This is a genomic window from Candidatus Eisenbacteria bacterium, assembly GCA_035577985.1.
Taxonomy (GTDB): domain Bacteria; phylum Desulfobacterota; class Binatia; order DP-6; family DP-6; genus DATJZY01.
Genome location: DATJZY010000052.1, coordinates 28,599 through 54,055, shown reverse-complemented (window position 1 = coordinate 54,055; position 25,457 = coordinate 28,599). Strand labels below are relative to the sequence as shown.

The 25,457-nt window shown below is 68.8% G+C and carries 23 protein-coding genes; 9 read left to right on the top strand and 14 right to left on the bottom strand.

Annotation, left to right across the window (positions count from 1 at the left end):
* Window positions 1-9 precede the first annotated feature (9 nt).
* From VMS22_08485 to VMS22_08470, 4 genes are all read right to left on the bottom strand, one after another.
* Complete coding sequence (locus VMS22_08485; GenBank protein ID HXJ34065.1) at window positions 10-1,251, bottom strand: putative glycoside hydrolase; 1,242 nt, start codon at window positions 1,249-1,251, stop codon at window positions 10-12.
* Window positions 1,252-1,268: 17 nt separating this feature from the next.
* Window positions 1,269-2,000, bottom strand: a complete 732-nt coding sequence (locus VMS22_08480; GenBank protein HXJ34064.1) for a polysaccharide deacetylase family protein — start codon at window positions 1,998-2,000, stop codon at window positions 1,269-1,271.
* A gap of 503 nt (window positions 2,001-2,503) precedes the next feature.
* The gene (locus VMS22_08475; GenBank protein HXJ34063.1) at window positions 2,504-2,818 is read right to left on the bottom strand and encodes a hypothetical protein; all 315 of its coding nucleotides are present in this window, start codon (window positions 2,816-2,818) and stop codon (window positions 2,504-2,506) included.
* A gap of 45 nt (window positions 2,819-2,863) precedes the next feature.
* Complete coding sequence (locus VMS22_08470) at window positions 2,864-3,649, bottom strand: MBL fold metallo-hydrolase (GenBank protein ID HXJ34062.1); 786 nt, start codon at window positions 3,647-3,649, stop codon at window positions 2,864-2,866.
* Between the two features lie 162 nt (window positions 3,650-3,811).
* Between VMS22_08470 and VMS22_08465 the strand changes: the two genes are divergently transcribed.
* From VMS22_08465 to VMS22_08455, 3 genes are read left to right on the top strand one after another with little or no spacing between them, the layout of a single operon-like run.
* Window positions 3,812-4,234: a DUF2267 domain-containing protein gene (locus VMS22_08465; GenBank protein HXJ34061.1), complete on the top strand. Its 423-nt coding sequence runs from the start codon at window positions 3,812-3,814 to the stop codon at window positions 4,232-4,234.
* A 22-nt stretch (window positions 4,235-4,256) separates the two neighbouring features.
* Window positions 4,257-5,066 carry a TraR/DksA C4-type zinc finger protein gene (locus tag VMS22_08460; protein ID HXJ34060.1) on the top strand — a complete coding sequence of 270 codons (810 nt, stop codon included), beginning with the start codon at window positions 4,257-4,259 and terminating at the stop codon, window positions 5,064-5,066.
* Between the two features lie 12 nt (window positions 5,067-5,078).
* Complete coding sequence (locus VMS22_08455) at window positions 5,079-6,074, top strand: ribose-phosphate pyrophosphokinase (GenBank protein HXJ34059.1); 996 nt, start codon at window positions 5,079-5,081, stop codon at window positions 6,072-6,074.
* On the opposite strand, the gene cfa is transcribed toward VMS22_08455, so the two are convergent.
* Complete coding sequence (gene cfa, locus VMS22_08450; protein HXJ34058.1) at window positions 6,046-7,257, bottom strand: cyclopropane fatty acyl phospholipid synthase; 1,212 nt, start codon at window positions 7,255-7,257, stop codon at window positions 6,046-6,048. The genes VMS22_08455 and cfa overlap by 29 nt on opposite strands.
* 97 nt (window positions 7,258-7,354) lie before the next feature.
* On the opposite strand from cfa, the gene VMS22_08445 reads away from it, so the two are divergent.
* A complete protein-coding gene (locus VMS22_08445; GenBank protein HXJ34057.1) occupies window positions 7,355-7,891 on the top strand; it encodes a dienelactone hydrolase family protein in 537 nt (178 codons plus the stop codon).
* Here the strand turns inward: VMS22_08445 and VMS22_08440 are convergent.
* From VMS22_08440 to VMS22_08430, 3 genes are read right to left on the bottom strand one after another with little or no spacing between them, the layout of a single operon-like run.
* The gene (locus VMS22_08440; GenBank protein ID HXJ34056.1) at window positions 7,822-8,457 is read right to left on the bottom strand and encodes a rhomboid family intramembrane serine protease; all 636 of its coding nucleotides are present in this window, start codon (window positions 8,455-8,457) and stop codon (window positions 7,822-7,824) included. The two genes, VMS22_08445 and VMS22_08440, sit on opposite strands and share 70 nt — an antisense overlap.
* 42 nt (window positions 8,458-8,499) lie before the next feature.
* Window positions 8,500-10,692 (bottom strand): ABC transporter permease, encoded by a 2,193-nt coding sequence (locus VMS22_08435; protein ID HXJ34055.1) that lies wholly within the window; start codon window positions 10,690-10,692, stop codon window positions 8,500-8,502.
* Window positions 10,689-11,936: an efflux RND transporter periplasmic adaptor subunit gene (locus tag VMS22_08430; protein HXJ34054.1), complete on the bottom strand. Its 1,248-nt coding sequence runs from the start codon at window positions 11,934-11,936 to the stop codon at window positions 10,689-10,691. The genes VMS22_08435 and VMS22_08430 overlap by 4 nt, the downstream gene beginning before the upstream one ends.
* Before the next feature lie 333 nt (window positions 11,937-12,269).
* Here VMS22_08430 and mprF point away from each other — a divergent pair, with 333 nt between their 5' ends.
* Entirely contained in the window at window positions 12,270-14,867 is a 2,598-nt protein-coding gene (mprF, locus tag VMS22_08425) for a bifunctional lysylphosphatidylglycerol flippase/synthetase MprF (protein ID HXJ34053.1), read from the top strand.
* 140 nt (window positions 14,868-15,007) lie between these two features.
* On the opposite strand, the gene VMS22_08420 is transcribed toward mprF, so the two are convergent.
* The 3 genes from VMS22_08420 to rtcA all read right to left on the bottom strand — a co-directional run bounded on the left by VMS22_08420 (window position 15,008) and on the right by rtcA (window position 18,291).
* Window positions 15,008-15,499: a CBS domain-containing protein gene (locus VMS22_08420; protein ID HXJ34052.1), complete on the bottom strand. Its 492-nt coding sequence runs from the start codon at window positions 15,497-15,499 to the stop codon at window positions 15,008-15,010.
* 27 nt (window positions 15,500-15,526) lie between these two features.
* Entirely contained in the window at window positions 15,527-16,021 is a 495-nt protein-coding gene (locus tag VMS22_08415) for an Hsp20/alpha crystallin family protein (GenBank protein ID HXJ34051.1), read from the bottom strand.
* 1,220 nt (window positions 16,022-17,241) lie between these two features.
* The gene (rtcA, locus tag VMS22_08410) at window positions 17,242-18,291 is read right to left on the bottom strand and encodes an RNA 3'-terminal phosphate cyclase (protein HXJ34050.1); all 1,050 of its coding nucleotides are present in this window, start codon (window positions 18,289-18,291) and stop codon (window positions 17,242-17,244) included.
* A gap of 97 nt (window positions 18,292-18,388) precedes the next feature.
* Here rtcA and VMS22_08405 point away from each other — a divergent pair, with 97 nt between their 5' ends.
* Both VMS22_08405 and VMS22_08400 read left to right on the top strand, forming a co-directional pair.
* Window positions 18,389-18,841 (top strand): Hsp20/alpha crystallin family protein, encoded by a 453-nt coding sequence (locus tag VMS22_08405; protein ID HXJ34049.1) that lies wholly within the window; start codon window positions 18,389-18,391, stop codon window positions 18,839-18,841.
* Between the two features lie 248 nt (window positions 18,842-19,089).
* Window positions 19,090-19,389, top strand: a complete 300-nt coding sequence (locus VMS22_08400; protein HXJ34048.1) for a GYD domain-containing protein — start codon at window positions 19,090-19,092, stop codon at window positions 19,387-19,389.
* Window positions 19,390-19,885: 496 nt separating this feature from the next.
* Here VMS22_08400 and VMS22_08395 read toward each other — a convergent pair whose 3' ends face one another.
* From VMS22_08395 to VMS22_08385, 3 genes are all read right to left on the bottom strand, one after another.
* Window positions 19,886-20,440, bottom strand: coding sequence for a metal-dependent hydrolase (locus tag VMS22_08395; GenBank protein HXJ34047.1), 555 nt, complete (start codon window positions 20,438-20,440; stop codon window positions 19,886-19,888).
* Window positions 20,441-20,645: 205 nt separating this feature from the next.
* Window positions 20,646-21,011: a hypothetical protein gene (locus tag VMS22_08390; protein HXJ34046.1), complete on the bottom strand. Its 366-nt coding sequence runs from the start codon at window positions 21,009-21,011 to the stop codon at window positions 20,646-20,648.
* A gap of 526 nt (window positions 21,012-21,537) precedes the next feature.
* Window positions 21,538-21,837, bottom strand: a complete 300-nt coding sequence (locus tag VMS22_08385; protein HXJ34045.1) for a hypothetical protein — start codon at window positions 21,835-21,837, stop codon at window positions 21,538-21,540.
* Between the two features lie 381 nt (window positions 21,838-22,218).
* On the opposite strand from VMS22_08385, the gene ftsH reads away from it, so the two are divergent.
* Entirely contained in the window at window positions 22,219-24,042 is a 1,824-nt protein-coding gene (ftsH, locus tag VMS22_08380; protein ID HXJ34044.1) for an ATP-dependent zinc metalloprotease FtsH, read from the top strand.
* Window positions 24,043-24,132: 90 nt separating this feature from the next.
* Complete coding sequence (locus tag VMS22_08375; GenBank protein ID HXJ34043.1) at window positions 24,133-25,452, top strand: glucoamylase family protein; 1,320 nt, start codon at window positions 24,133-24,135, stop codon at window positions 25,450-25,452.
* Window positions 25,453-25,457 lie beyond the last annotated feature (5 nt).

The following is a 25,457-nucleotide window of genomic DNA, read 5'->3' as shown; positions in this document are numbered from 1 at the left end:
ACGGCGCGCTCAGCGCGCGAGGCCGTCGGCCGAGTACGTGTTGCGGGGATTCCACAACATCCATCCATCCGAACCGAACGCCTCGGCCGCAGAGATCTCGGTTCGGATCTCGTCACCGCCGAAGGGCCGACGGCCGAACGCGTAATCCCGGAACGCCTGAAGCCATGGCCGGAAGCGTGTCGCCGGTAACCCGGTCCGCTGCCGCGCCTGCTCGAGCGAGAGGGATACGATCTCGTACGGGTGCGCCACGGGATTGCGATAGCCCGGAATGCCGAACTGGAACGACGACGGGTAGAGCATCGGGGAGACATAGTCGAGCAGCGACGCGAGCTCCTCGATGCGCTGGCCGATCAGGGTGTCGTTCCGGTTCCAGCAGACGTAGCCGAACACGTCGGCGGACAGGAAGACGTTGTACGGAACGAGCCGATGCCGTGCCTCGGTGAGGAACCCGCCGATCGCGGCCATGCGGCTCTCCTGGGTGCTCGCCTCCGCGTATGCGAGCCCGGTCGCGTCGGGGAAGCGCACGTAGTCGAACTGGATCTCGTCGAAGCCGTGGCGCGCCGCTTCGACCGCGACGTCGATGTTGTAGTCCCACACCTCGCGCCGGAACGGGTCGGTCCAGGGGAGGTGCTCGCGATCGAGCCACACGCCGCCGTCACGGGTCTTCACGGCGAGCGCGGGGCGCGCGATGGCGAGCGGGCGATCCTTGAACACGACGATGCGCGCGATGAGATAGAGCCCCCTCGCGTGCAGCCGCATCACGAGCTCGTCGACGTCGGCGATCGTGCGGGGCGTCTGCGCGCCGATCTCGCTGGCGAGCGCCACGGCGCTCGCGTACGGGATCTTGCCATGGTCGCCCTTGACGTCGATCACCAGGGCGTTGATCTCGGTGTGCTCCGCGAGGGCGAGCATCGCCTCGCGCAGACGGGACGATCCGATGCCGTAGAAGGAGGCATAGAGCGCCTTCGGGCGCAGCGGCGGCAGCGCGGCCGTGATCGCCGTGCCGGGCACCGCCGCGACGGCCACGCGCCCGTACCCGACCGCGCGCGCCCGAACCGTGCCGGTGCCGTCGATCGCAAAGAACCCGTCGCGATCGGTGCGGCCCACGGTCTCGCCGACCGTGACGTACGCGTCGGCGATCGGGGCATTCGTGTCGGCATCGATCACCCGACCACCGAGGGGCATCGTCCACGACGGGGCTGCCAGCAGGACGCCGGCGAAGAGTGCCACCACCGCGGCACCGGTGGGCATGCGGCCAAGTCGTCGCATCACGGTGCTCGCTTCTCCATCGACGGCTCGCGGCGGGGCGCGCCGTCTGTGAGGAGGGCTTCGAACGCCTTGCCGCGATCCGCGTCGGTCATGAGATAGCGAGGCAGCTTCAAAAGGGAGTCGCCCGCCCGCACGTGTCGGCGCTCGATCGTGAACCCGGCCATGTACCCCGCCGCCGCCGCCTTCGCGGCGAGCTCGTCGTCGACGATCCCGAACGGCCACGCGAGCAGATCCACGGAGCCGTCGAGCTGCGATTCGAGCATGCGACGGGAGCGTACGAGCTGATTCGTGACGAAGGCGTCGTACGCGGCGGGAGCCAAGCGCCGCTTCTCGACGCGGAAGTTGGGATGCCAGAAGGTGTGCGATTGCACGTCGACCAGCCCCGTTGCCCGCAGGTCGCGGAGCTGGTCCCAGGTGAGCGCATAGTCGGCACGTGAGATCGCAGACGGGTACACGAAGAGCGTCACCGGAACCTGGAAGCGGCGCACCAGCGGAAGCATCTCGCTGTAGACCGTCCGATGGCCGTCGTCCGCCGTGATGACCACGGAGCGCGGCGGCGGCTGCGGCGCGCTCCCGCGAAGCGCGCCGACGAGCGCGCGCAGCGGGATCACCGTGTAGCCGTGTCCAGCGAGGTACTCGAGGTGTGACGCGAAGGTGCTCGTCGTGACCGTCATCGCGTCGGTCACGATGGGCCCGAATCGGTGATAGACGAGAATGGGAATCGGGGACATGCCGGCCGGCGGCTCGGCTCGGGCCGTGGCTACGAGAAGGACGATTGCGAGCAGTAGCGTGTCCGAACGCCAGCCGCTCCTGCTCGTCCCACGGGCCTGCTCATCGCCGGGATGCATCCGCGTGCCCGACGGCCATCGTGCGCGGACGGTAGCGACGGACGGCACGGTCCAGAAGGATGGCGGTCATGTCCGATCTGGAGAGCAAGAAGAGCGCCAGAGAGCGTCATTGTCATGGCTCGTCTCGATTCTCGGTCGCCTCCTCCGGACCCCTGGACGCCTCGGCTTCCCCATCGCCGCGCAAAATCCAGTTCACCTGCGGCTGACGCGTCCACTCCACTCCGATGCGTGGGAACCGATGCGATGCGCGTTCCCGATTTCTGAGAAGTGTTTTCCTCCATGGCCCACTCGCCGGGAGACCGGCGCGGCGCGGCACGGCATCGGCCTGCGATCCACCGATCTCGACTCGACGCTTCGCCGCTGCGGCCGTCAGAGCGGATGCCGGATCATGGATCGTGTCGTGTCGCGATACCGTGGTTCGGACGCGCGGCGCGCTCCCGCTCGCCAGCCGCCTTGGCGAGCAGCGCGACGACCTCGCCGTCGCTCACCTGGCGGAAGTCGCGGTAGAACTGGCCCACGGCGCCAAACTCCTCCGGCGTCGCGATGCTCACGAAGTCGTCGACCTCCCGGCGCAGGACGTCGGCCGTGTCGGCCGGTGCAACGCCGACGGCGAGGACGATGCGCCGCGGGTTGGCGCGCCGCACGCCGCGAAGCGCCGCGCGTGTGGTGCCGCCAGTGGCGACGCCGCTACTCGATGGCATGAGCCATCACCGATCAAGTCTGCTCGATGGGAAGAGCCGTGGCGCCTAGCGCGACTGATTGGCGCCTCGAGCCGGACGAGCCACGCGGTCACCTGGTGCGGTGACCCGGAGCCTGAGCACGAGGCCATCGTGCGCGATGGCCGTTTCGACACCCTGGGCCCGTCCGAGCGCCTCGAGTCGTTCGGCCGTCTCTCGAGCGTTGCCTGCGACGATCCCGGTCCCGCAGTGCGTGAAGAGCGCCCGCGGAACACCTTCGGCGCGACACCATCCGATCTGCGTCGTGACGGTGGTATGGCCAAAGAGCGCGTGGCCGCGCCGGCGTAAGATCGGCCGGACGACCGATGCGCCGTCCCCGACGTAGAGCCGTATTCCTCGAAGGGCCGCCCGGCGAGCGGGGATCGACAGGACGTCGGGGACGTAGAAGATGGCGATACCGTCGGCCGTGACACGGTATCCGACCGCAGGAGCCCGCAGCGAATGTTCCACAGGAAAGGCTTCGAAAACCATGCCCGCGATCCTGATCGGGGCGCGCGCTCGTACGATCCGTCGGACACGCGCCGGGATGTCGAACCGCGCGAGCCCACGCCATGCGGCGGCGGTCGCGTAGACCGGACAGGGTACGTCACGTGAGAGACCACCCGCGTGGTCCGGGTGGGCGTGCGTGACGACGATGGCGTGGGGTCGGATACGCCCGAGCCGGCCCAGCCAGTCCTCACCGCAGTCGATCATGACCCGCCCGCGCCGGTGTGTGACGAGGAGCGCGGCGTGCCGGAAGTGCCGAGGCGTGCAGACCTCGATGTAGCCCCGGGTGCCGAGGAACGTGACCGTCACCGCTCGTGCGACATAGCAGGTCGCGGGCACGATGTGTCCGTCGGCCCGCCAGCGCGATTCGCCGGTTCTGCTTCTTCGGGGCGCGCTGATTCCCGCTGGGGGGAAGCACGCGCCGGTAGAAACGCGGAATCAGGTGGCAGTGGTCTTGCAGATCAATCCGTCATGGACGACGTGACGTTCTTCCGAAAGGTGGCAGGCCGACTCGGGTGCGATGCGGTGCGCGCCGAAGAGGTGATCTTCGCCATCTTCCAGGAGCTGCGCGACCGGCTCACGCCGAAGGAGGCCGACGACGTGGCGGCTCAGCTGCCGAGCACCCTGAAGACGCTGTGGGAAGAGGGCGATCGTTCCGACCGGACGGTGGCCCCCACCCAATCGGTGGAATTCCTGGCTCACGTCTGCGCGCGAAGCGGCCTGGCGAACGGCGCGGCGGCAGAGCGGGCGGTGAAGGTCGTCTTCGGAGCGCTCCAAGAGCTCCTGGGTAACCGGCGCGGGCTCCACGGCGAATCCTGGGACGTCTTCAGCCAGCTGCCCAAGAGCCTCAAGCGGCTCTGGCTCGAGGCGGCTGAGCGCGAGGTCGAACGATAGCCCCGGTTTCGGAGGTGAATCCATGAACGTCGCGATCGGACGTGAGAGGCTCGACCGCATCCGCCGAAAGCTCCTCGACCGCCAGCGCCGCCTCTTCGACGACGTCGACGGTCTCGAAGCCGACCTGCGCGTCATCGAGGAGGGTCGGGAGCCCGAGCTCGAGACGCGTGGGCAGGCCGAAGCAATGACCCGGCTCCTCGATTGCGTCCGCGAGCGCGACCGCCGTGAGCTCGCAGAGATCCATCGCGCCCTCGCGAAGATCCCCATCGGCGGATACGGACCGTGCGAGAGCTGCAGCCGGCCTATCGCGGTCGAACGGCTGCTCGCCACGCCGGAGACGCGATACTGCCTCGCTTGCGCGAGCAGGCTCGAGACGACGCCCGCGCTGCCACCTCGGCCCTTCGAGCCGAGCTCGCATCGTCCCATACCGCCCGACCATCGTGATCTCGGCGACGATGAGCTCGCGGAGACCGTGCGAGAACGCATTCGGGCGCACGGCGATCCCGATCTGGCCGGCGTGTCCATCCGATGTCATGGCGGCGTGGTGCGACTCTCCGGTGAGCTCCCGAGTGAGGCGCAGCGGCAGGTTCTGGTCCAGCTCGTGGCCGACGGTCTGGGGCTCGAGGTCCGCGACCGAGTGCGCGTGACGACGCTCGATCGCGAAGAGGTCGGCGACCCCCGTCCCGAGGAGGAAGTCCGGCCACTCGACGAGGAGCGCATCCCGGGGGGACGGGGCATGCAGCCGCTCGCTGCCGAACGCTGGACCGTGCCCGAGGACGAAGGCGAGCCTCCGGAGACGGCGCCGGATTCGCCGATTCCGGAGAGGGAGTAGGCGGAACGATCGATACGCCTCCACGTCTTCTCCGGCACCGCGAACGTCCGGCTCGCCGACGCCGTCGCGCAACACCTCGGCCTCGGTGCGGGCGAGCGGCTGCTCCAGCACTTTCCAGATGGCGAGGTCCGGATCGAGATCCGCGACCGCGTCCGTGGCGACGACGTGTACCTCGTGCAGCCGACCGGCCCGCCCGTCGGCGAGCACCTGCTCGAGCTGCTTCTCCTCGCCGACGCGTGCCGCCGTGCCGGGGCCGTACGCATCACGGCGGTCGTCCCGTATTTCGGCTACGCTCGGCAGGATCGGCGCACGCAAGACGGCGAGCCGCTGAGCGCGTGCCTGATCGCCCAGCTCATCGAGGCGGGCGCCCTCGCCGGCATGGTCGCCATCGACCTCCACACGCCGTCGCTCGAGGGATGCTTCGGAATCCCGATCGAGCATCTGAGCGCGGTCGACCTCTTGGCGGAGGCAGTCCGTCCCCCCGCGGGTGCCGCGGCGGTGATCGTGTCCCCCGATCTCGGCGCCGCGAAGCTGGCGGAGCGGTACGCCGCGCGGCTCGCACAGCCGGTGGCGATTGTACACAAGACGCGGCTGAGCGGTACGGAGGTGAGCGTACGTGGCGTCGTTGGCGACGTGCGCGGCCGAATGCCGATCGTGATCGACGACATGATCAGCACGGGCGGAACGGTCGCGGCAGCGATCGGTGCCGTGCTGGATGGCGGTGCGGTCCCGGACCTCACCGTCGCCGCGACTCACGCCCTCCTCGTCGGGCCGGCCGGGGAGCGCCTCACACGCCTTCCGATCCGCCGGCTTGTCGCAACCGACAGCTTGAGCCTCGCCACTCCGGTCGGCCTGCCGCTCGAGCGTGTGAGCGTCGCTCCGCTCCTGGCCGACGCCGTGGCCCGCCTGCACGGGCTCGACCGAGGACGCTCGCTAGCAGTCTCCCACCGGCCCACGCCGCCACTCGTGGGCGGGCTTCCTAGCGTAGCGACGCGTACCCACCCGTGACGCCGTTCTTCGCCAGCACGATCTGCCAGAGCTGGTTCTGGCGCGCCCGGAACTTGCCGGCGCAGGTGAGGAGATAGTATCGCCACAGGCGGTAGAAGCGCTGGTCGTAGCGCACGCGCAGCCGGTCCCAGCCGGCCCGGAAGTTCGTGTCCCAGGCGAGGAGCGTCCGGTCGTAGTCGGCCCCGAAGTTGTGCCAGTCCTCGATCACGAACGTCCGTCCGAGCGCGCGCGTGAGCTCGTGGGCCGACGGGAGGTGGGCGCCTGGAAAGATGTAGCGCATGATCCAGCCATCGCCCGCCGCCGAAGGCGCGCGCGACCCGATCGTGTGCAGGAGCGACAGACCGTCGGGCCGCAGGCACCGGCGAACGACGTCGAAATAGGTGCCGTAGTTCTTCGGCCCCACATGCTCGAACATGCCGATCGACACGACGGCGTCGAAGGGCTCGTCGACGTCGCGGTAGTCCTGCACGCGAAATTCGACCGGAAGGTGTCGCCCGCGCTCGGTCGCGAGCCGTTGCTGGGCCTGGGAGACGGTGAGCCCGACCACTCGGGCGCCGTACCGTTCCGCGGCGAAGATCGCGAAGCTGCCCCAGCCGCTGCCGATGTCGAGCACCCGCATCCCGGGGCGGAGCCCGATCTTCCGGCAGATCAGATCGAGCTTCGCTTCCTGGGCCTCGTCGAGATCCCGCGCGTCCTTCCAGTAGGCGCAGCTGTAGGTGAGGCGGCGATCGAGCATGGCCTCGAAGAGGTCGTTGCCGAGATCGTAGTGGTGGGTTGCGATGTCGAAGGCGCGCGATCGCCGACCCGCGTTCCAGATCCTCGCTTCAGCGACCGCGAGCACGTCCCTCCAGCTCCACCGTGCGGCGGCGACGCCGGCACGCGCCACACGGGCGACGAGCTCGTCCAGCCGCGGGCAATCCCACCAGCCGTCGACGTACGCCTCGCCGAGGCCGAGCGTTCCGTCGACGAGCACGCGTGCGAAAAGCCGGTCGTCGTGCACCCGAGGATCCCACGGCGCCGCGCCGTCGAGCTCGACGTCCGCCCGGCGCAGCAGCGACGCGAAATGTGCTCGCGCGTGACGTGCGAATCGACCGCCGCGCACGCCGGGTGGCGCCTCGGGCCGGAAATGGTCGGCGAGCGCCCCGGTCGGATGGCGCGGCAGGGGCGCCGATGCGGCGTGCATGCCCATACAATGAACGCGGGAGCAATGATCGTGCCGATCCTCGGTCCGTGCTCCGCTGCGGTTGCGCACCGGGTTACGGAGCGCTCGTGTACGGCTCATGCCGATGCCGAGCATCACGCATGCCACCTTCGATCTCCTCACCGCGGACGAGGGGGAGAATCGCGCGCTGGTCTTCGACGTCGCCTTCCTTGCCGGCCGGCTTCGTGCGGCCGCCGATTGGGTCCGGAAGCATGAGTTCACCGAAGACCTTCGAATCGGGTACTTCGGCGCGAGCACGGGCGCGGCCGCGGCGCTCATCGCCGCCGCGAGCGATCCCGCCATCGCCGCCATCGTCTCCCGCGGCGGGCGGCCCGATCTCGCGGCGTCCGCCTTACCCCGCGTCCAGGCGCCAACGCTCCTCATCGCGGGTGGGGACGACGCGCCGGTGATCCAGATGAACCGGGAAGCGCTCGCGCAGCTGCGGTGCGAGAAGCGCCTGACGATCGTGCCGGGCGCGAGCCACCTGTTCGAGGAACCGGGGACCCTCGAGGAAGTGGTGCGCCTCGCGACGGAGTGGTTCCGTCGCTATATGGGGCCGAGCGCCGGCGACGAGTCGCTCACATCGCTCCGCCGCCAGCGCCGCAGCACGACGTAAGCGCCCAGCATGCCGCCCAGGTGTGCGAAATGCGCGACGCCTGCCGTTGTCCCGAGGACGCCGCTGGCGAGCTCGACGAGCCCGTAGACGGTGACGAAGAGCCATGCCGGCATCGGGATCGGCGGGAAGACGAGCATCACGATGCGTCGCGGGTAGAAAATGGCGAAGGCGAGCAGAACGCCGAAGACGCCGCCCGATGCGCCGACCGTCGGGTAGGGCGGGGCGGCGGATGCGAGGGATAGGACCGTCAGCTGCACGCCGGCCGCGGACAGCACCGCGGCGAGATAGAGCACGAGGAAGCGCCGCCCCCCGACCACGCGCTCGACGTCGCGACCGAAGATCGAGAGCGCCAGCATGTTCAGCAGGAGGTGCGCGACGTTCGCGTGCAGGAAGGAGTACGTGACCACCTGCCAGGGCCGAAAGCCGGCGACGGCGTGAAGCTCGGGAACAAAGTATCGACCGGGCGGCCACAGCGCGAACGCCGCCAAGAGCGGGTCTCCTACGGCGGCCTCGAGAGCGAACCCCGCAAAGTTGGCGAAGATCAGCAGTCTGGTGACCGTCTTCATCGACGTCGTTCCGGACGGGTGCCATCACCAGGCCGCTCGGGGCTACTCGTAACGCAGCGCCTCGATCGGATCGAGGCGCGATGCCTTCCATGCGGGGTAGTAGCCGAAGACGAGGCCGACGGTCACCGCGACCGTCACGGCCGCACCGATCGCGGCGAGCGAAACCTGCGTCGGCCAATGGAGCATCGCGCGGACCAGGATGGAGCTCGCGCGCCCGAGGGCGACGCCGCCCGCCGCGCCGAACATGCAGAGGATCACCGCCTCCGCGAGGAACTGCCGCAGGATCATCGCCGGCTGCGCGCCGACCGCCATCCGGAGCCCGACCTCGCGCGTCCGCTCGGTCACCGACACCAGCATGATGTTCATGATGCCCACCCCCCCGACCACGAGCGCGATGAGCGCGACGACCAGCAGCAAGGTTTCGATGAGCCGCGAGCTCGCCGACATCGCCCGCATCATCTCGGTCATGTCGCGGACGCTGAAGTCGTCATCCTCGCCCGGCCGGATGCGATGGCGTTGGCGAAGCAGCGCCTGCACTCGATCGAGGGTCGCGGGGATCTCGTCCGCCGCGCGTACCTTGATGAGGATCTGATCGACGGTGGTGAAGCGCACCGGCTGCGGCGTGTCGGCGGCCTGGAGGGCCGACGGGACCGGATACAGCGCGGGTGAGCCCGGGTATCGCTCGCTCAACGTCCGGACGGACTCGCCGGCAGTCGCGCCACCAGTCGCCTGCGGCGCGGTCGCGAGCGTCGTGCCGCTGATTCGATACTTGATCGTCGACCACGGCGCCACGACGATGTCGTCCTGATCGAGGCCCATCATGTTCGCGCCCTTGCGGCGAAGGACGCCGACCACCTTGAAGGCGACGTTCTGGATGCGCAGCTCCTCTCCGAGTGGCGACCGCCCCTGGAAGAGCTCCCGCACGATCGTCAGTCCGATGAGACACACGGCGCTGCCGTTGCGGACGTCGCCATCCGTGAACGGAACGCCCTCCGCGACCGGCTCCCAGTCGCGGGCCCGCAGGAAGTCGGGGGTCGTGCCGTAGATGTAGATCGGGACCCAGTTGCGGTTGCCGTAGATCACCTGGGTCCGGGCCCGGACCACCGGTGCGACCGCGCTCGCGCCCTCGATCTGACGGGCGATCTCCCGGCCGTCTTCCGGCGTGAGCGTCTGCACGCTGCCGGCGCCGAACGTCACGCCGCCACTCGAGGCCGCGCCGGGCAGCACGAGCATCGTGTTGGCGCCGATGCTCGCGATGCTCTGCTCGACGGCCTTCCGGGAGCCCTCGCCGACTTCCATCATGGCGATCACGGCGCCGATGCCGATGATGATGCCGAGCGCGGTGAGTGTGGAGCGCATGATGTTGCGCCGGAGGCTCACCAGCGGCCGCCGGAGTGTCCGGCGAATCGTTCCGCCGAGCGCCGTTCGCGCGGGGCCGGGACGGGACAGGACGAGCGATGCCGCCGGCTTCGGCCGAGGAGGCATCGACGTCCGACGTCGTGTCGCCTCGTCCTCCACGATCCGCCCATCGTGCAGGCGGACGACCCGTTCGGCATGGCGAGCGACTTCGGGATCGTGCGTGACGAGAACGACCGTCTCCCCTTGAGCGTGAAGCTCGGCGATGAGCGCCAGGATCTCGGCGCTGGTCTTCGAATCGAGGTTCCCGGTGGGCTCGTCGGCGAGCAACAATGCGGGCCGATTGACGAGCGCGCGCGCGATCGCCACCCGCTGTTGCTCGCCGCCCGACATCTGCGAGGGCTCGTGGTCGAGCCGGTCGCCGAGGCCGACCCGCTGGAGGAGCGCTCGCCCGCGGTCGATCGCTGCTGCATCGTCGATCCGCTCCTCACCGCAGTCGAGCGGCAACAGCACGTTGTCGAGAGCGCTCGTGCGGGCGAGCAGGTTGAAGCTCTGGAAGACGAAGCCGATCTTCCGGCTGCGCAAGCGCGCGAGCTCCGTCGCCGACAGTGCCGAGACCTCCTGGCCGTCGAACCAGTAGCGACCGGACGTCGGCCGGTCGAGGCAGCCGAGGACGTTCATCAACGTGGTCTTGCCGGAGCCCGAAGCACCCATGAGCGCGACGAGCTCGCCGCGGTCGATTGCGAGCGACACGCCGCGGAGCACCGGGACGTCGACCTCGCCCGGGCGGTACGTCTTGTAGACGTCCTCGAGCCGGACGATCGTGCGTGCGCGCGCACCGTCCCGCGCCGGCAGGGTCGGCTCGCGCAGCGGCTTCACCGGCGACCGCCGCCGAAGAGCCGGGGCGCGAACGGGCTCACCTCGCCTTCGCCCTCCGCGGCCGCAATCTCGCCCACCACGACCGGCTCTCCTTCATGCACGTCCGTGCTCGCGATCTCGGTCGTGACGCCGTCGCTCGGGCCCACCTGCACGGCGACGGGTCTCACGAAGCGCCCCTCGGTGACCCACACCGATCCCCGGGGCGACGGCTCGGAGCCACCCGGCACGAGCGTCCCACGCGCGTCCGGAGCGACCTGCTCGGGATCCGGCTGCCAGCGCAGCGCCGCGTTCGGCACGAGCATCACACCGGCCCGCCGGTCGACGTCGAACTTGAGGCTCGTGGTCAGGTACGGAAGCAGGCGGGCGTCGGGGTTGTCGACGGTGACCACCACCGTATAGGTGACCACGTTCTGCGTCATCGTGGCGTTCAGGCGTACCTGGGCCACTTCGCCGACGAAGGTCTCGCGCGGGAACGCGTCCACGGTGAATCGAACCGCCTGTCCGGGCTCGATCCGTCCGATGTCGGCCTCGTTCACCGACGCCCAGATCTGCACGCGCGTCAGGTCCTTCGCGAGGAGGAAGAGGCTCGGCGCATTGAGGCTCGACACGACCGTCTGGCCGATGTTCACCCGGCGATCGACGACGACGCCCTTCACCGGTGATCGGATCGTCGTGTATCCGAGGTTGATCTCCGCCTGGTGAAGAGTCGCATCGGCCTGGACGATGCTCGCCTTGCCCACCCCGAGCTCCGATCGAGCGGTGTCGTAGTCGGCGAGCGCGATGTCGTAGTCGGCATCGGAGATCACGCCCTTGCTTCGGAGGTCCTGCGCGCGAACCCACGCGCGGTCGGCCTTCCGGAGCTTCGCGTCGAGCTCGAGCAGATCCGCACGAGCGCGCTCGGCGTTGGCGCGTGCCTGATCGAGTTGCGCGCGATAGAGGGTGTCGTCGATCTGCGCGAGCACGGTTCCCACGTCGACGCGGGAGCCGTAGTCGACGGGCCTCTCGGGATGGTCGGGATCACGGCCGAACTCGCGGATCATCCCGACCACCTGGGCGCCGACGTCGACCACCTCTTCCGGCTCGATCGTGCCGGTCGCGCTCACCGTCACCTGCAGGTCGCCCCGCACCACGGGTACCGTGCGAAACGCTGCGGAAGCGACGGGTCTCGACCCGAGCCACAGCCACGAGAGGATCGCCGCGAGTACGCCCAGACCGATGAAGGGCAGGAGGCGTCTGAACGTCACGCGATGCCCGACGGGTTCCGTGGCCACGGCACCCTGAACGTCCGCCTGCTCGGAGGGGCGCCGCGCTCGCGCCGTGAGGGCCATCAAGCCCTCGAGGAGCAAGGGGGATGCCACGGAACCGCGCGCTTCCGGCCGCCCGGTATGCGCGGTGGGGTTCGCAGCCCCGGGACGACCGCTCGGGTTCCCTCGCAGCTTCGGGAATGCTTGGGCGCCGGATGATCGGCCTTCCAGGAACCGACGCCGTTCCCCCATTTTGGCGCCCGAAATGCAATAGCCATCGTGTCGAGAACGAACGACGCACGACTCGCGGGGCGGCCCCGTAGTCCGTCTGCCATGCCCGCGCGAACGGCGCGTTACGCGGCCATCGAGCATGCGCCGACGAGCGGCGCGCGTCGGCTCGCAGGGCAGGTCGTGGCGCTCGTGTGCTTCGCGCTCGCGCTCTGGGCGCTTCGCGAGTCGCTGCGCGATTACCACTACCGCGATATCGCTGCGGCGCTTCGAGGCGTGCCGTCGTCACGGGTCGCCCTCGCGCTCGCCCTCGCAGCGTGCGGCTACGCCATCCTCGTCGGCTACGATCTGCTGGCGTTCCGGTTCGTTCACCATCGCGTTCCGTTCCCTCGGGTCGTGCTCGGCTCGTTCGTCTCCTGCGCGCTCGGCAACAACCTCGGGAACATCCTCGTCACCGGCGCCGCCGTGCGATACTGGCTCTACGGTTCTCTCGGGCTGTCGGCAGTCGAGCTCACACAGGTGGTCCTCTTCTGCAGCCTCGGGTTCTGGCTGGGCTTCCTCTGCCTCGGCGCGCTGCTGTTCATCGGCGACCCCATCCTGCTTCCGCCGGCCCTCCACCTCCCCGGGGGGACGACGCGCCCCCTGGGCATCGCATTCCTGGTGCTGCTCGTCGCTTACGCCGCGATCGTGATGGCGCGCCAGAGGCCGCTGCGCATCGGCACGTGGCGCTTTCCGCTGCCGTCCCCCGCACTGACGGTGGGGCAGCTGTTTGTCGCCACGCTCGATCTCACGACGATGGGCACGGCACTCTGGGTGTTGCTGCCTCCGGCGCCAGACCTCTCCTATCCGAGATTCTTGGCGACGTTCCTCGTCGCGCTCGTGAGCGGCGCCGCGAGTCAGGTGCCGGGGGGTCTCGGGATCTTCGAAACCGTCATACTGCTCCTGCTCTCGCCGCGGGTTGCGCCGCCCGATCTCGTCGCCGCGCTTCTCGCCTTTCGTGCGACGTACTTCATCCTTCCCTTGTTCGTCGCCGCGATGACGATCGGCGTTCGTGAAGGCTGGGAGCGGGTCCCCAGGGTCCGTCGTCTCTTCGATCGCTTCGGCCACTGGATCGCCGCGATGGTGCCGCAGATCCTCGCGGCGGCGATGTTCGTCACGGGAGCGATGCTGCTCTTCTCCGGCGCCGTACCGAGCGCAACCGGACGGCTCAGGTGGCTTCACCGGTTCGCACCGCTGCCGGTCATCGAGATGTCGCACTTCCTCGCGAGCCTCGTGGGCGCGGCGCTCTTGATCCTCGCGCGGGGAATCCAACGCCGGCTCGATGCGGCGTACGTGCTCGCGCTCGCCTTGCTCGCCGCGGGCTGCGCCCTCTCGCTCGTCAAGGGTCTCGACTACGAGGAGGCGATGGTCCTGGCAGCGACGTTCGCCGCGCTCCTCCCGTGCCGCAGGTACTTCTATCGGAAGGCATCCCTGCTCGGCGAGCCGTTCACGGGGGGTTGGATCGCAGCCATCGTCGTCGTGCTCGCCGGATCGGCCTGGCTCGGCATCTTCGTCCACGAGCGCGTGGAGTATTCGAGCGAGCTGTGGTGGCGGGTCGCGCTCCATGCCGAGGCGCCGCGCTCGCTGCGGGCGACCGTCGGCGCGATCGGCCTTGCCGTCCTGTTCGCCGGGATGCGACTGTTCCGACCCGCCCGCCCGCGCCTGGCGCCGCCGAACGCCGCGGACATCGAGCGGGCGCGGCCGATCGTCGAGCGGTCGGTGTGGACCCATGCGAACCTGGTCTTCCGCGGGGACAAGGCGATCCTCTTCAGCGAAGCTGGAGACGCCTTCATGATGTACGGTCGCCAGGGCCGGAGCTGGATCGCGGTGGGCGACCCGATCGGCCCCGAGGAGTCGGCGCGCGAGCTCGTGTGGCAGTTCCACGGGCTCTGTGAGCGCTTCGGTGGATGGCCCGTCTTCTTCGAGGTGCGGCCGGAGCGCCTGGACACGTACCTCGATCTCGGCCTCACGCTCACGAAGCTCGGCGAGGAAGCTCGCGTCGACCTCACTCGCTTCGCGCTCGAGGCCCCTCGCCATAGGGACCTGAGACACGCGGCATTCAAGCTGGTTCGGAGCGGCTACCACTTCGAGATCCTGCTGCGGGAGACGGTGCCGTCTGCGTTGCCCGCGCTCGCGCGCGTCTCGGACGCCTGGCTGGCGGACAAGGCGACCCGCGAGAAGGGGTTCTCGAACGCGAGCTTCGACGTGTCGTACCTGACGCACTTTCCCGTCGCCGTGGTTCGGAGCGGCGACGACATCGTCGCCTTCGCCAACCTGTGGCTCGGTGCGGAGAAGGAGGAGCTGTCGATCGATCTCATGCGTCATCGCCCGGACGCGCCGAACGGGAGCATGGACTTCCTCTTTGCGGCGCTGCTGATCTGGGGGCGGCAGCAAGGCTACCGTTGGTTCAACTTCGGCGTGGCCCCGCTCTCCGGGCTGGAGCGGCGTCCCGGCGCGCCGCTCTGGCACCGGGTCGGGACGTTCGTCTACCGACACGGTGAGCACTTCTACAATTTCCAGGGGCTGCGCCAGTACAAGGAGAAGTTCGATCCGGTCTGGACGCCGCGCTATCTCGCGTCGCCGGGCGGCCTCGCCCTACCCGCGATCCTCGTCGACGTGGCCGCGCTGATGGCGGGCGGCCTCTTCGGGATCGTCCTCAAGTGAAAAGGCCGCCCCGGGCGAGCGCGCGCCGGATGTCGGCAGGCGAGTCGAGATCGGCGCCGCGCCGACGCCCGAGCGGCGCGGATGACGGGGCACCGGCGTGCGTAGCACCCCGTCCTCCACGTCGCGCGGGATCGAACCGGTCACGCCGCCGTCGTAGCGAGCGCACCCGGCTGTCGGGGCTGCGTGATGGCTTCGAGCGCCTCAGCGATTTGCGCGTCCGTCACGTCCTTCCGGCCCTGTGCATGCTCGCGCGCCGCCTCGCCCGCGATGTCGGCCAATGACAACAGCCCGATCAGATGGTCGGCCTGGTCGAGAACGGGGAGCCGGTGAACCTGGTTCTCCTCGAGCATCCTCACGGCCGTGTCGATGGAGTCCGTACAGCGGCACGCGCGCACCTCCTTCGCCATCACGCTCCGCACCGTGATGTCTGCCAGCTGGCGCCCCTGCGTGTACGCGGCCATGCACACGTCCCGATCGGTGAGCATGCCGACGACGCGCGCAGCGCCGTTCGCCGACTCGATGACCGGCACACACCTGCAATCCCGCTCCCACATGATCTGCGCAGCGACACTGAGGCGATCTTCGGGTCCACAAGTCCGCACATTTCTCGTCATCAGCTCTTCGACGTTCATGATCGAATGCTCCTGACTGCGGGGCGTTCAGGCCACCGCGACCTTGATCTCGTGCGCCTTCGGCTGCTTGCTCTTCGGCAGCGTCACCTTGAGCATGCCGTGCTTCAACTCCGCGCTCGCATTGGTCGCATCGACCTCGACCGGCAGCGGGACGGACCGCTGGAAGGCGCCGTACCGAATCTCTTGCCGGAAGTAGTTCTTCCGCTTCTCCTCGCTCTCCTTTCGCACCTCACCCCGGACGGTAATGCGGTCGTCGGCTACGGTGAGTTGGAGTTGGTCCTTTTCGACTCCTGGGACCTCCATCTTGACGATCACCTCGCCGTCCGACTCCGCCACCTCGACCGGTGGGGCGAGCCCATCTTCCTCTTGGTCAAACATCGGCCGACGAAGGAACTCTCGGAACAATTGATCGAACACGTCGTCCCTGCGACGCAGAGCGCGGAACGGCTCCCAGGGAACGAGTGCCATCGGGCTTTCTCCTCTGTTGGGATTGATTCGTTGCAGCGCGGTGACTGCCAGCACGCCTAGCGCCTCCGGAGGGCTCCTCGCCCGAGCCGCGGCAAGGCGGCACGTCATGGACGCGACGTCATGGATGCCACGCGTGTCCCAGAGCGGCGAGTCGCTGGTGATGGGATGCTCGGTGCATCGGGCCGCCGGTTGAGCTCCGCGGTGCGCGGGCGAAGCAGCTCGAGAGCAAAGCGAGGGGCACTTCCCCTGAACGCAGCCTGTTCTTCGGTCGGCTCGAGGTTCAGGTCGAGGTACATCCGCTTTGCCCTCCGCCTTCCTCGGCGGCGTGTGTGTTCTCGGAAGCAATGGCCGTGCCCCGGCCGGAACGCCATGCGGCGCTCGAGATGATCGCAGCGCTTTCCGCCTCAGGGCATGCCGACATCAGGGCATGTCAGCGACGGCAAAATGTGAGGCCTGGAATCACCGCCCGAGGCAGTTCGTCACGCAGTCGACGGAGGGACCGGGCGGCGCCTACGACATCAGCACCGTCGACCGACGAGCATCTCGCCGAAGGAACAGAGCGCTAGTGCCGCAAGTAGTGCGCGCGGAGGACGCGAAACTCGTCGAGCGGCGGCTCCCAGCCGCGAGCGATCTCTCGCGGGTCCTCGCCCCGCGATTGCGTCGAGCACCCGCCGCGTGCCGATCAGATCGAGCGTCCTCTCGAGCTCGAATTGCCGCGGGTGCAACCAGTAGAGCGCGCTCGTCAGCTCGACGCCGAGCCTCGGCGTGTCCAGTGCCGCCCGATCCGTCAAGACGATTCGGATGCCATCTGCGGTGAGGACGACCGAGCGCTCCGGCGGGGCGGGCGCCGCGCCCAAAGAGGTGATCCACGAGGCGCCGAAGCGGGATGACCGTGTACCCGCCGTCGCGCAGCTCGCGCAGATGCGACTCGAAGACGGGCGTCGTCACCGTCATGCGGTCGGCGGCTAGACCGAACCGGTGGTAGACGAGGCACGTGGAGATCGCTTGCGAAGGCGTACGGCGAGAGGCCGAGGACGAGCGCCAACCATGCGGCGCGCCCTGCGAGCAACACGCATGCCGGATTCAGCGGCCCGGACGAGCAAATGATTATTCTCAAATGTGCGAGCATTCACATCAGGGCTCGCGTGATTTCGGCTTGTGAAATGCACCGACCTCCGCCGCCCGCCCGAAGTGACGAAGGGCGCGTCGCGGCGCTCGAAGGCCTGTCGGCGGGCGAGAGCTCCTCCTCCGTATAAGCCCGCGATCGCGAACGTTCAGGGGTGCGTTCCGCCGTGCGGAAGGGTCCGGACCCGTGCCGGCGGACCCTCGTCGAGCTCGATGGAGACCGGCACGAGCTCGCCGAGGACCCATGCCAGCGTGCGAAGGTGGGGCGAGATCGCCTCGCACGTGAAGCTCGACGGCTCGCGAGCCAGCACCAGAAACGGCAGCAGTTGATCGGCGAGATGCGCATCGAGCGCGCCGCGGCTCGCTCGATAGGCGAGCAACGCGTCGACGGCCTCGTCCGCGATGCGCTCGGCCGGAACACCGCGACGACCGAGCGCGGAGAAGCCCGCCCGACCGGGCACGACCAGACCGACGAAGGTGCCCGGGCCGCGCGCCGTCACATCCTCGACCGTTTCGATCGTCGCCGTGACGCCTTCGCGCGAGAGCCGGTCCCGGGCTTGATGGGCCTGTCGATCGGCGATCGCGCGCGGAAGGCTCGACACCGCCGACATGCCGACGACGTGCGCGAGCGGCGGTGGCTCGTCGGCGCGGAGACCCCGAAGCATCGACGCCGGCGAGACGTCGGCTTCGATCATACCACCACCGGCGGGGTACCAGCCCCAGCGCACGAGCGACACGCGCGAATCCACGCCGAGGCCTCGTACGGCCGGCAGGAAGACGTCGCGCACGTAGTGCAGCGGAGGGCTCCATGGCACGTGCGTGCCGCCGAGCAACGTGAGATGGCTCGGTTCGGCCGCATGCACGAGCGGCAGGAGGAGCGCCTGGAAGATCAGCGTGGTCGAGCCGGCGCTGCCGCGAAGCTCGGCCACGTCGATGCGATAGTCGCCGCCCCGAAGGTCCCGGGGTCGGAACTCGAGCTCGCACGAATCGAGCTCGGCGCCACGAACGTCGGCCCGGCTGATCGCGGCGAGCGCGCGCACGGCCGCCAGGTGCTGGGGCTGCAAGCCGGGTCGGCGGCGATTCGCGCGGATGTTGGTGAGCACGAGCGGGTGCCCGAGTGTCACTGCCAGTGCGAGAGCGGTTCGCACGATCTGGCCGCCCCCTTCGCCCCGGCTGCAATCGATTCTCAAGTCTGCCACTACGCTCCCCAATGGCCATCCGACGGCTGGGAGAAGATGCACGAATCATGCGACGCCGGCATGGGGTTTGGCTCCTTGTAACGTCGGGTCCCCGAGATTGCAGGTAGTCGCTGCCATCGGCACGGCCGTTGCTGCAGAATCCCGAGGAGGGACGATGCCATTCATACGCGAACCGCGTCGACGCCAGGATCTTCGAGATGGTGTGGTCCTTCACGAGGACGGGGAGATCCTCGAGCCGGCGGCCGACGTCAGCGAGACCGACAGCGAGGTGACCGTCGTCATCGAGGTTCCAGAAATCGACAAGGACGACATTCACGTGAGCGTGGCCGACGGACGGTTGAACGTTCGTGCCGAGGCCCGCAAGGACGGCGCAGACACGAGCCTCGCGTACCACGGCGACGAGCTCGGCTACGGCGACTTCCAGCGAACGATACCGCTCCCAGCGGAGGTCGACGCTTCGAGGGCCAGCGCGACCCTCGAGAGCGGCATACTCAGCGTGTGGATGCCGAAGAGTTCGCACCCGAACGAAGACGACATCGCCATCCGCTGAGCGCCGGACGCACATCGTCCGTCAATCGATCCGGACGAACCGATGCCGCTGCCGCCGAATCGGCGTTGGGTCACATGCGCACGGGAACCGGTTCCGCCGCATCGCGGTCGTGAGCGGGGCGGGGGAGCCCGCGGGGTCGTCACGATGGACGATGTCTTGACGCTTCTTGCAGAAGAGTTCTCGATGGTGGAAACACTGCTCGAGCGGGAATCGCCGCATCGAGCGGTCTAGGTCACGGGAGGACGGCTATGCCGACGTTCATCATGCTCACCCGCCTCACCCCGGAGGTCGTGAAGACGCCTGCGGACCTGAAGCGCCTCGAAAAGACGGTCGCCGAGCGCGTTCGGAAGGAATGTCCCGAGGTCACGTGGCGCGGCAGCTACGCGATCCTCGGGCCCTGCGACTACCTGGATCTCTTCGAGGCGCCGAACGAGGACAGTGCGGCCAAGGTGGTGATGATCGTGCGCTCGTTCGGGCACGCGTCCACCGAGACCTGGACCGCCGTGCCGTGGGAGCATTTCGAGGGGCTCATCCCAGGCGGGCGGTAGGTGCTGCAGACGGAGGTTCCGCGCAGCCGGATCACTTCCGAAATCGAGCGCCTTGTACGGATCGCGGCATGGGACCGCCTCCTGATCGCGCTCGTGTCACCCGACATCGGTCGCCGGTTCTTCGCGAGTCTCGTGCTGCGGCGTGTGCCGTGGCCGTCTGGCGCCGAGTTCCCGTCATGGTCGCAGGCGACGGCGCCGACGTGGCGAAGATGACGGCAATCGTCCTGGGCCAGCCCAGTGGAATCCGTTGCTGGTTCGAAGTCGCAATTCTCCTCGTATGCCTCAGGTTGACCGCCCTTACCCACTGCCGTCGGCGGAGGCCCGCCGCCTCGGCCTCAAGCGCGGCATCGAAGTGCTCGTCGTGGACGTCGCCGAGGACAGGCCGGACAACGACGCCGGCGTCGAGCCGGGCGACGCGATCGTCGAGGTGAATTGCCGGCCGGTCGCCTCGCCCGCCGACTTTCGGCGCGCGCTCGCTCGGCGCCGCCGTCCCCCCTCATTCCCGCCGAGCCAGGACGCTCGCTGCGGCCCGCGCCACGAATGCGCCTCCGAGGAGCAGCACGGACGGCAGCCAGATCCAGCGCACCTCGCTCGACAGGACGGTCAGGCCCTCGGAGGACATGAACGATCGGACCCCAATGGGAGACACCTGGACCGGTTGGACGGGGAAGAAGTAGCGAACGTTGCTGAACGGCGAGAAGAAGGCCACGCCGCGACCGCCGTCGGTCAGCGCGTCGAGGACGCCGTGGGAGGCCGTGGCGACGAAGAGGTAGAGCCACAATGCGCCACGGCTCCAGCCCGGAGCGCCTCGCGGGAAGACGGCCGACACTGCCAGCGCCGCCAGGAGGGCGGCGAACGCGAGCGAATGAGTGAAGCCCCGGTGACCGAGCACGTCGCCGTAGTGGATGCCGAGCCGGAAACCCAGGACGTCGAGGTCGGGGAGTGCGGCGCAGACGGCACCTGCGAACCAGATCCGCGCGAGACCGAGCGGGCGGCGAAACCCGGCTCCGACCGCTGCTCCGGACAACGCATGCGTCAAGATCGTGGGCACCCCTTCTTGTAGAACGGAATCGCATGCCGTGCGACTCGAGGGGCTCGCCGATGCCCGAGACCCGTCGGCTACGCTTCGCCCGTCGCCGCGGCGCTGCGCGCGAAGCGCGCGAACCAGCCGTCCGCGCGACGGAGCTCCTGCAGCGTGTTCGCCGGGCGGCTCAGCTCCTGGACCGGATCGAGCAGGCGATCGAGAGGTGCTCCGCTTACAAGCCGCCAGGCCGTGCGGTCCGAAAGGTGATGGTGAGTGAGCCGTCCGGCTCGTAGTCCGCCTGCGCGCCGGCTTCGACCGCTGCATGGGACAGCCGTAGCCTCCGCGAGCAGAGCCTCCTGCCGTCGAGACGTCGTGCGAGAACGACGACGCTCCGTCCCTCGATCTCTACCTCGACCGAGCCCGGTGGGACGTCTTCGGGCAACATGATGCGGAGGCGGACGATCCCAGGCGCCTCGGTGACCAGGACCCGCAGCGCGACTTCGTCGCTCGGCTTGGGAGCCGCCGCGCGATCGGCGGCAGCGTGCATCACGAAACCCAGGCCCGCAATGAACGCCACCACGCGTCCCGTACGCGTCATCGATGATCGCTCCCTCGCACAGGAAGGTGCAACGGACGTTCCTCACGACGCCTCTTCCGCGGCCGATAGCGACGAGATCCAGCCCGGTGACGGCGAGCGGCTGCGCGTTCAAGCGGCGATCCGGCGCGGCCACGGCGCGTGGAGCGCTTTTCATTTCTGCTGATGGCGGCGCGCATTGCCTGCCTCGCGATCTGGCAAGCGACTTGCACCACAAATGTACGTCGAGCTCGATCCAAGCACATCGAGCACGACAGCAGGGCGGGGCCGATGTACCCCGACTGTGCGACACCGAAGGACGACAGAGCGTCGAGCATTGGAGCCGACGTCGCGTCGGACGATCCGGTGACCATCGGTCCTGCCACCTCGGGTGAGCGCTGAGTAGAGGAGACTCGAGCATGGCGAAACCAAGCCAGACGAAGGGCGCGAAGTCGTCGAGCCGCTCGAAGACGCGAGCGAGGCGGCAACGCGAGAGCGGCCGGCCCGGTGGTGGCGCCGGGCGAAAGGACAAGGTCGGGCGCTCGGGTGTCTATCCGATCTCGGGCCCCCGTCCGCCGGGCGCTGCGGAGATGAAGACCAATTGGTGCCTGGGGGCAGCGCGGACGTGGCGCGGCGGGTTGCGAGGAAAGCGGCAGTCGAGCGCGCTACGCACTGCATCGGTGATCTCGTCATCGGAATCGGCCTGGAACGGAACGACCTCGAGATCGTTCACCACGTCGCGGCTTCCGGGGACCCACCACCCAAGAAGAAGGCGCCCCTCCTGCTCCCATCCCCCGAGCGCTGACGGCAGCTGGCGCGCAGCCACCTCGCCGCTCGCATCGTCGATCATCGGAGACCCAGATGAACGCTCAGCAGCCTCATGACCGAAAGGGCAATCGGCCGAAGGCGACGCCGGCGCGCGCGCTGCGAGGCGCGGGTTCTGGGCACGCGAGGGAAACGAGCCGACAGCACGATCGAAGCCGGCGGCGGATCTCGTCGACAGTGTGCTCCGTGAGCGTGTCCATCATTGCCTCCCACTGGCGAACCCACCCCGATACCGTGCGCCTCGGCCGCTCCTTTGCCAGGAACGAGACGGATCGCGCGGGGCGCGTTTCGGGATCGAGAATCGGACTCGGATGCAGCGCATGCCGCACGCCCACGCGATGGCCCCACCGGCGGGCTCTGGACACGCTCGTCGTTCGGCATTCCCGTTGCACCAGCGAGACACTGCATGTCCTCGAGCTTCGTCCGTGTGCTCGCCTGGCTTCTCCTGATCGCCGTGTGGGTCTTCATGCTGTCCGAGCGCTTCCAGGGGCTCGGGTCGACCGAGATCTCCTACAGCGAGTTCAAGACGGCCGTCGCCGAGGGCCGCGTCGGGGAAGTCGTCTTGTCGCCGTCGCTCATCCGGGGGTCGTTCGCCGGCGATGACGAGCGTACGGGATCGTTCCGAACCGTGCGCGTCGAAGACCCCGATCTGCTCCGCGACCTCCAGGCGCACGGCGTCAAGGTGTCCGGGACGATCGAGAGCACGTTCCTGCGCGACCTCCTGTCCTGGGTGGTCCCGGCGGCGCTCTTCCTGGCGGTCTGGCTCTTCATCATGCGGCGCGCGGGCGCCGGCGGGCCCGGCGCCGGATTCCTCACCGTCGGGCGAAGCCGCGCGAAGCTCTACGTCGAGCAGGAGGTGAAGGTCACCTTCGCGGACGTCGCGGGGGTCGACGAGGCGAAGGAGGAGCTCCGTGAGGTCATCGAGTTCCTGAAGAAACCCGAGCGTTTCCGCCGCCTCGGCGGCAAGATTCCGAAGGGCATCCTGCTACTCGGACCACCGGGCACGGGGAAGACGCTGCTCGCGAAGGCGGTGGCCGGCGAGGCCGGCGTCCCGTTCTTCTCGATCAGCGGCTCGGAGTTCGTCGAGATGTTCGTCGGCGTCGGTGCCGCTCGGGTACGGGATCTCTTCGTGCAGGCGAAGGAGAAGGCGCCCTGCATCATCTTCATCGACGAGCTCGACGCGCTCGGCAAGGTGCGTGGCGCGGGCGCGCTCGCGCACGAGGAGCGCGAGCAGACCCTCAACCAGCTCCTCGTGGAAATGGACGGCTTCGATCCGCGCGCGGGCGTGATCCTGATGGCCGCGACGAACCGGCCCGAGATCCTCGACCCGGCGCTCCTGCGCGCCGGGCGATTCGATCGGCACGTGCTGGTCGATCGTCCCGACCGGCCTGGGCGGCTCGCGATCCTGAAGCTCCACGCCCGCGGCGTCGTCATGCGGAACGCCGATGAGGACCTCGACGTCATTGCCGGCATGACGCCGGGCTTCGCGGGTGCGGACCTCGCGAACGTCGTGAACGAGGCGGCCTTGCTCGCCGTGCGCCGGGACAAGGAGGCGGTCGAGCTGGCGGATCTGCAGGAAGCCGTCGAGCGCGTGATCGCCGGCCTCGAGAAGAAGAATCGCGTGCTCAACGCCATGGAGAAGGACCGCGTCGCGCACCACGAGGTGGGCCATGCGCTCGTCGCCATGTCATTGCCCGGGACGGATCCGATCCAGAAGATCTCCATCATCCCGCGCGGCGTGGCGGCGCTCGGCTACACGATCCAGCTCCCGACCGAAGATCGCTTCCTCATGGCGCGCTCGGAGCTCGAGAACAAGATTGCGGTGCTGCTCGGCGGACGCGCGGCGGAGGAGATCGTCTACGGCGAGGTGTCGACCGGCGCACAGGACGACCTCCAGAAGGCGACCGCCGTCGCGAAGAGCATGGTGAAGGCCTACGGCATGAGCGAGCGATTGGGCGAGGTGAGCCTCGAGCGCGAGCGGCCCGCCCTCCAGTTGCCGGTCGAGCCGATGTCGTCGCGTGGCGACTACAGCGAGGAGACGGCGCGGGAAATCGACTGCGAGGTACGGCGGATCATCGACGAGCAGCATGCCCGGGCGCACGAGCTCCTCGCGGGCCAGAAGGACGTGCTCCGCGAAGCAGCCACCGTGCTGCAGCAGAAGGAAGTCATCACCGGTGCCGAGCTTGCCGACATGCGCGCGCGACACGCCCCGGCCCGCGCCGCATCATGACGGCGGCCCGCGACGGGATCGGTACGCCGGCGCCGTCGACGCGCAGGGCGCGTGCTCGAGGATGAGGCACGGGGCACCGCCCGAGAATCCATGAGCGACCAGCCACCGACCGATCGAGACCCGAGCCGCCTTCCGACGGAGGACGAGCTGAACCGGCTCCAGGTCACGACGCTGCAGTACTACATGCACGAGGCCAATCCGACGACGGGCCTCATCCGCGACAAGACGGATCCTGCGGCCCCCGCCAGCATCGCGGCCGTGGGGCTCGCCCTGGCGAGCATCCCGGTCCTCGTGGAACGCGGCGTGATCTCCCGCGAGTTTGCGCCCGAGATCGCGCTGTGGACGCTGCGTTTCTTCCGCGACAGCCCGCAGGGACCGGAGCCGGACGCGACCGGCTACCGTGGGTTCTACTACCACTTCCTCCACATGAAGACCGGTCGCCGGGTCTGGGAATGCGAGCTGTCCGCGATCGACTCGGCCTTCCTGTTCGCCGGGATGCTCACCTGCGCCGCCTACTTCGACGCCGAGACCCAGGAGGAGGCCGAGGTCCGCCGGTTGGCGGACGAGCTCTATCGCCGGGCGGACTGGCGGTGGATGCTCGCCGGCGGCTCGGCGATCTCGCACGGCTGGCGGCCCGAGACCGGGTTCATCCCGCACACCTATACGGGGTACGACGAGGCCCTGCTGCTCTATCTGCTCGGACTCGGCTCGCCGACGTTCCCGCTGCCGCCCGAGAGCTACGCCGCGTATTCCTCGACCTACCAGTGGAGGCAGATCTACGGCCACGACGTGCTCTACTCGGGGCCGCTCTTCACGCACCAGCTCTCCCAGCTCTGGATCGATTTCCGCGGCATCCGGGATGCATTCATGCGCGCCCACGGAAGCGACTACTTCGAGAACAGTCGCCGTGCGACGTACATCCACCAGGAGTACGCACGGCGTAACCCGCTCGAGTTTGCCGGCTACGGCGAGCACTGCTGGGGCATTACCGCGAGCGACGGCCCGGGATCCGAGCAGCGCTGCGTGAACGGCGTCGAGCGGGAGTTCTACGGCTATCATGTCCGCGGAGCGCCCTACGGCCCCGACGACGGGACGCTGTCGCCGTGGGTGGTCGTTGGTTCGCTCCCATTCGCTCCCGAGATCGTGATCCCGACCGTCGGGGCGATGGCTCGACTCGATCTCGGCGCGGCAGATCGCTACGGCTTCAAGGCGTCGTTCAACGAGACGTACCTGATCGCAGACAGCCCGACGGGCTGGTGGGTCACTCCCTACCACTTCGGCATCGATCAAGGCCCGGTGGCCCTCATGATCGAAAATTACCGCACCGGTCTGATCTGGAAGGTCATGCGCCGCTGCCCCTACGTTGTTGCGGGCCTGCGCCGGGCGGGCTTCCAGGGCGGCTGGCTCTGACGGCC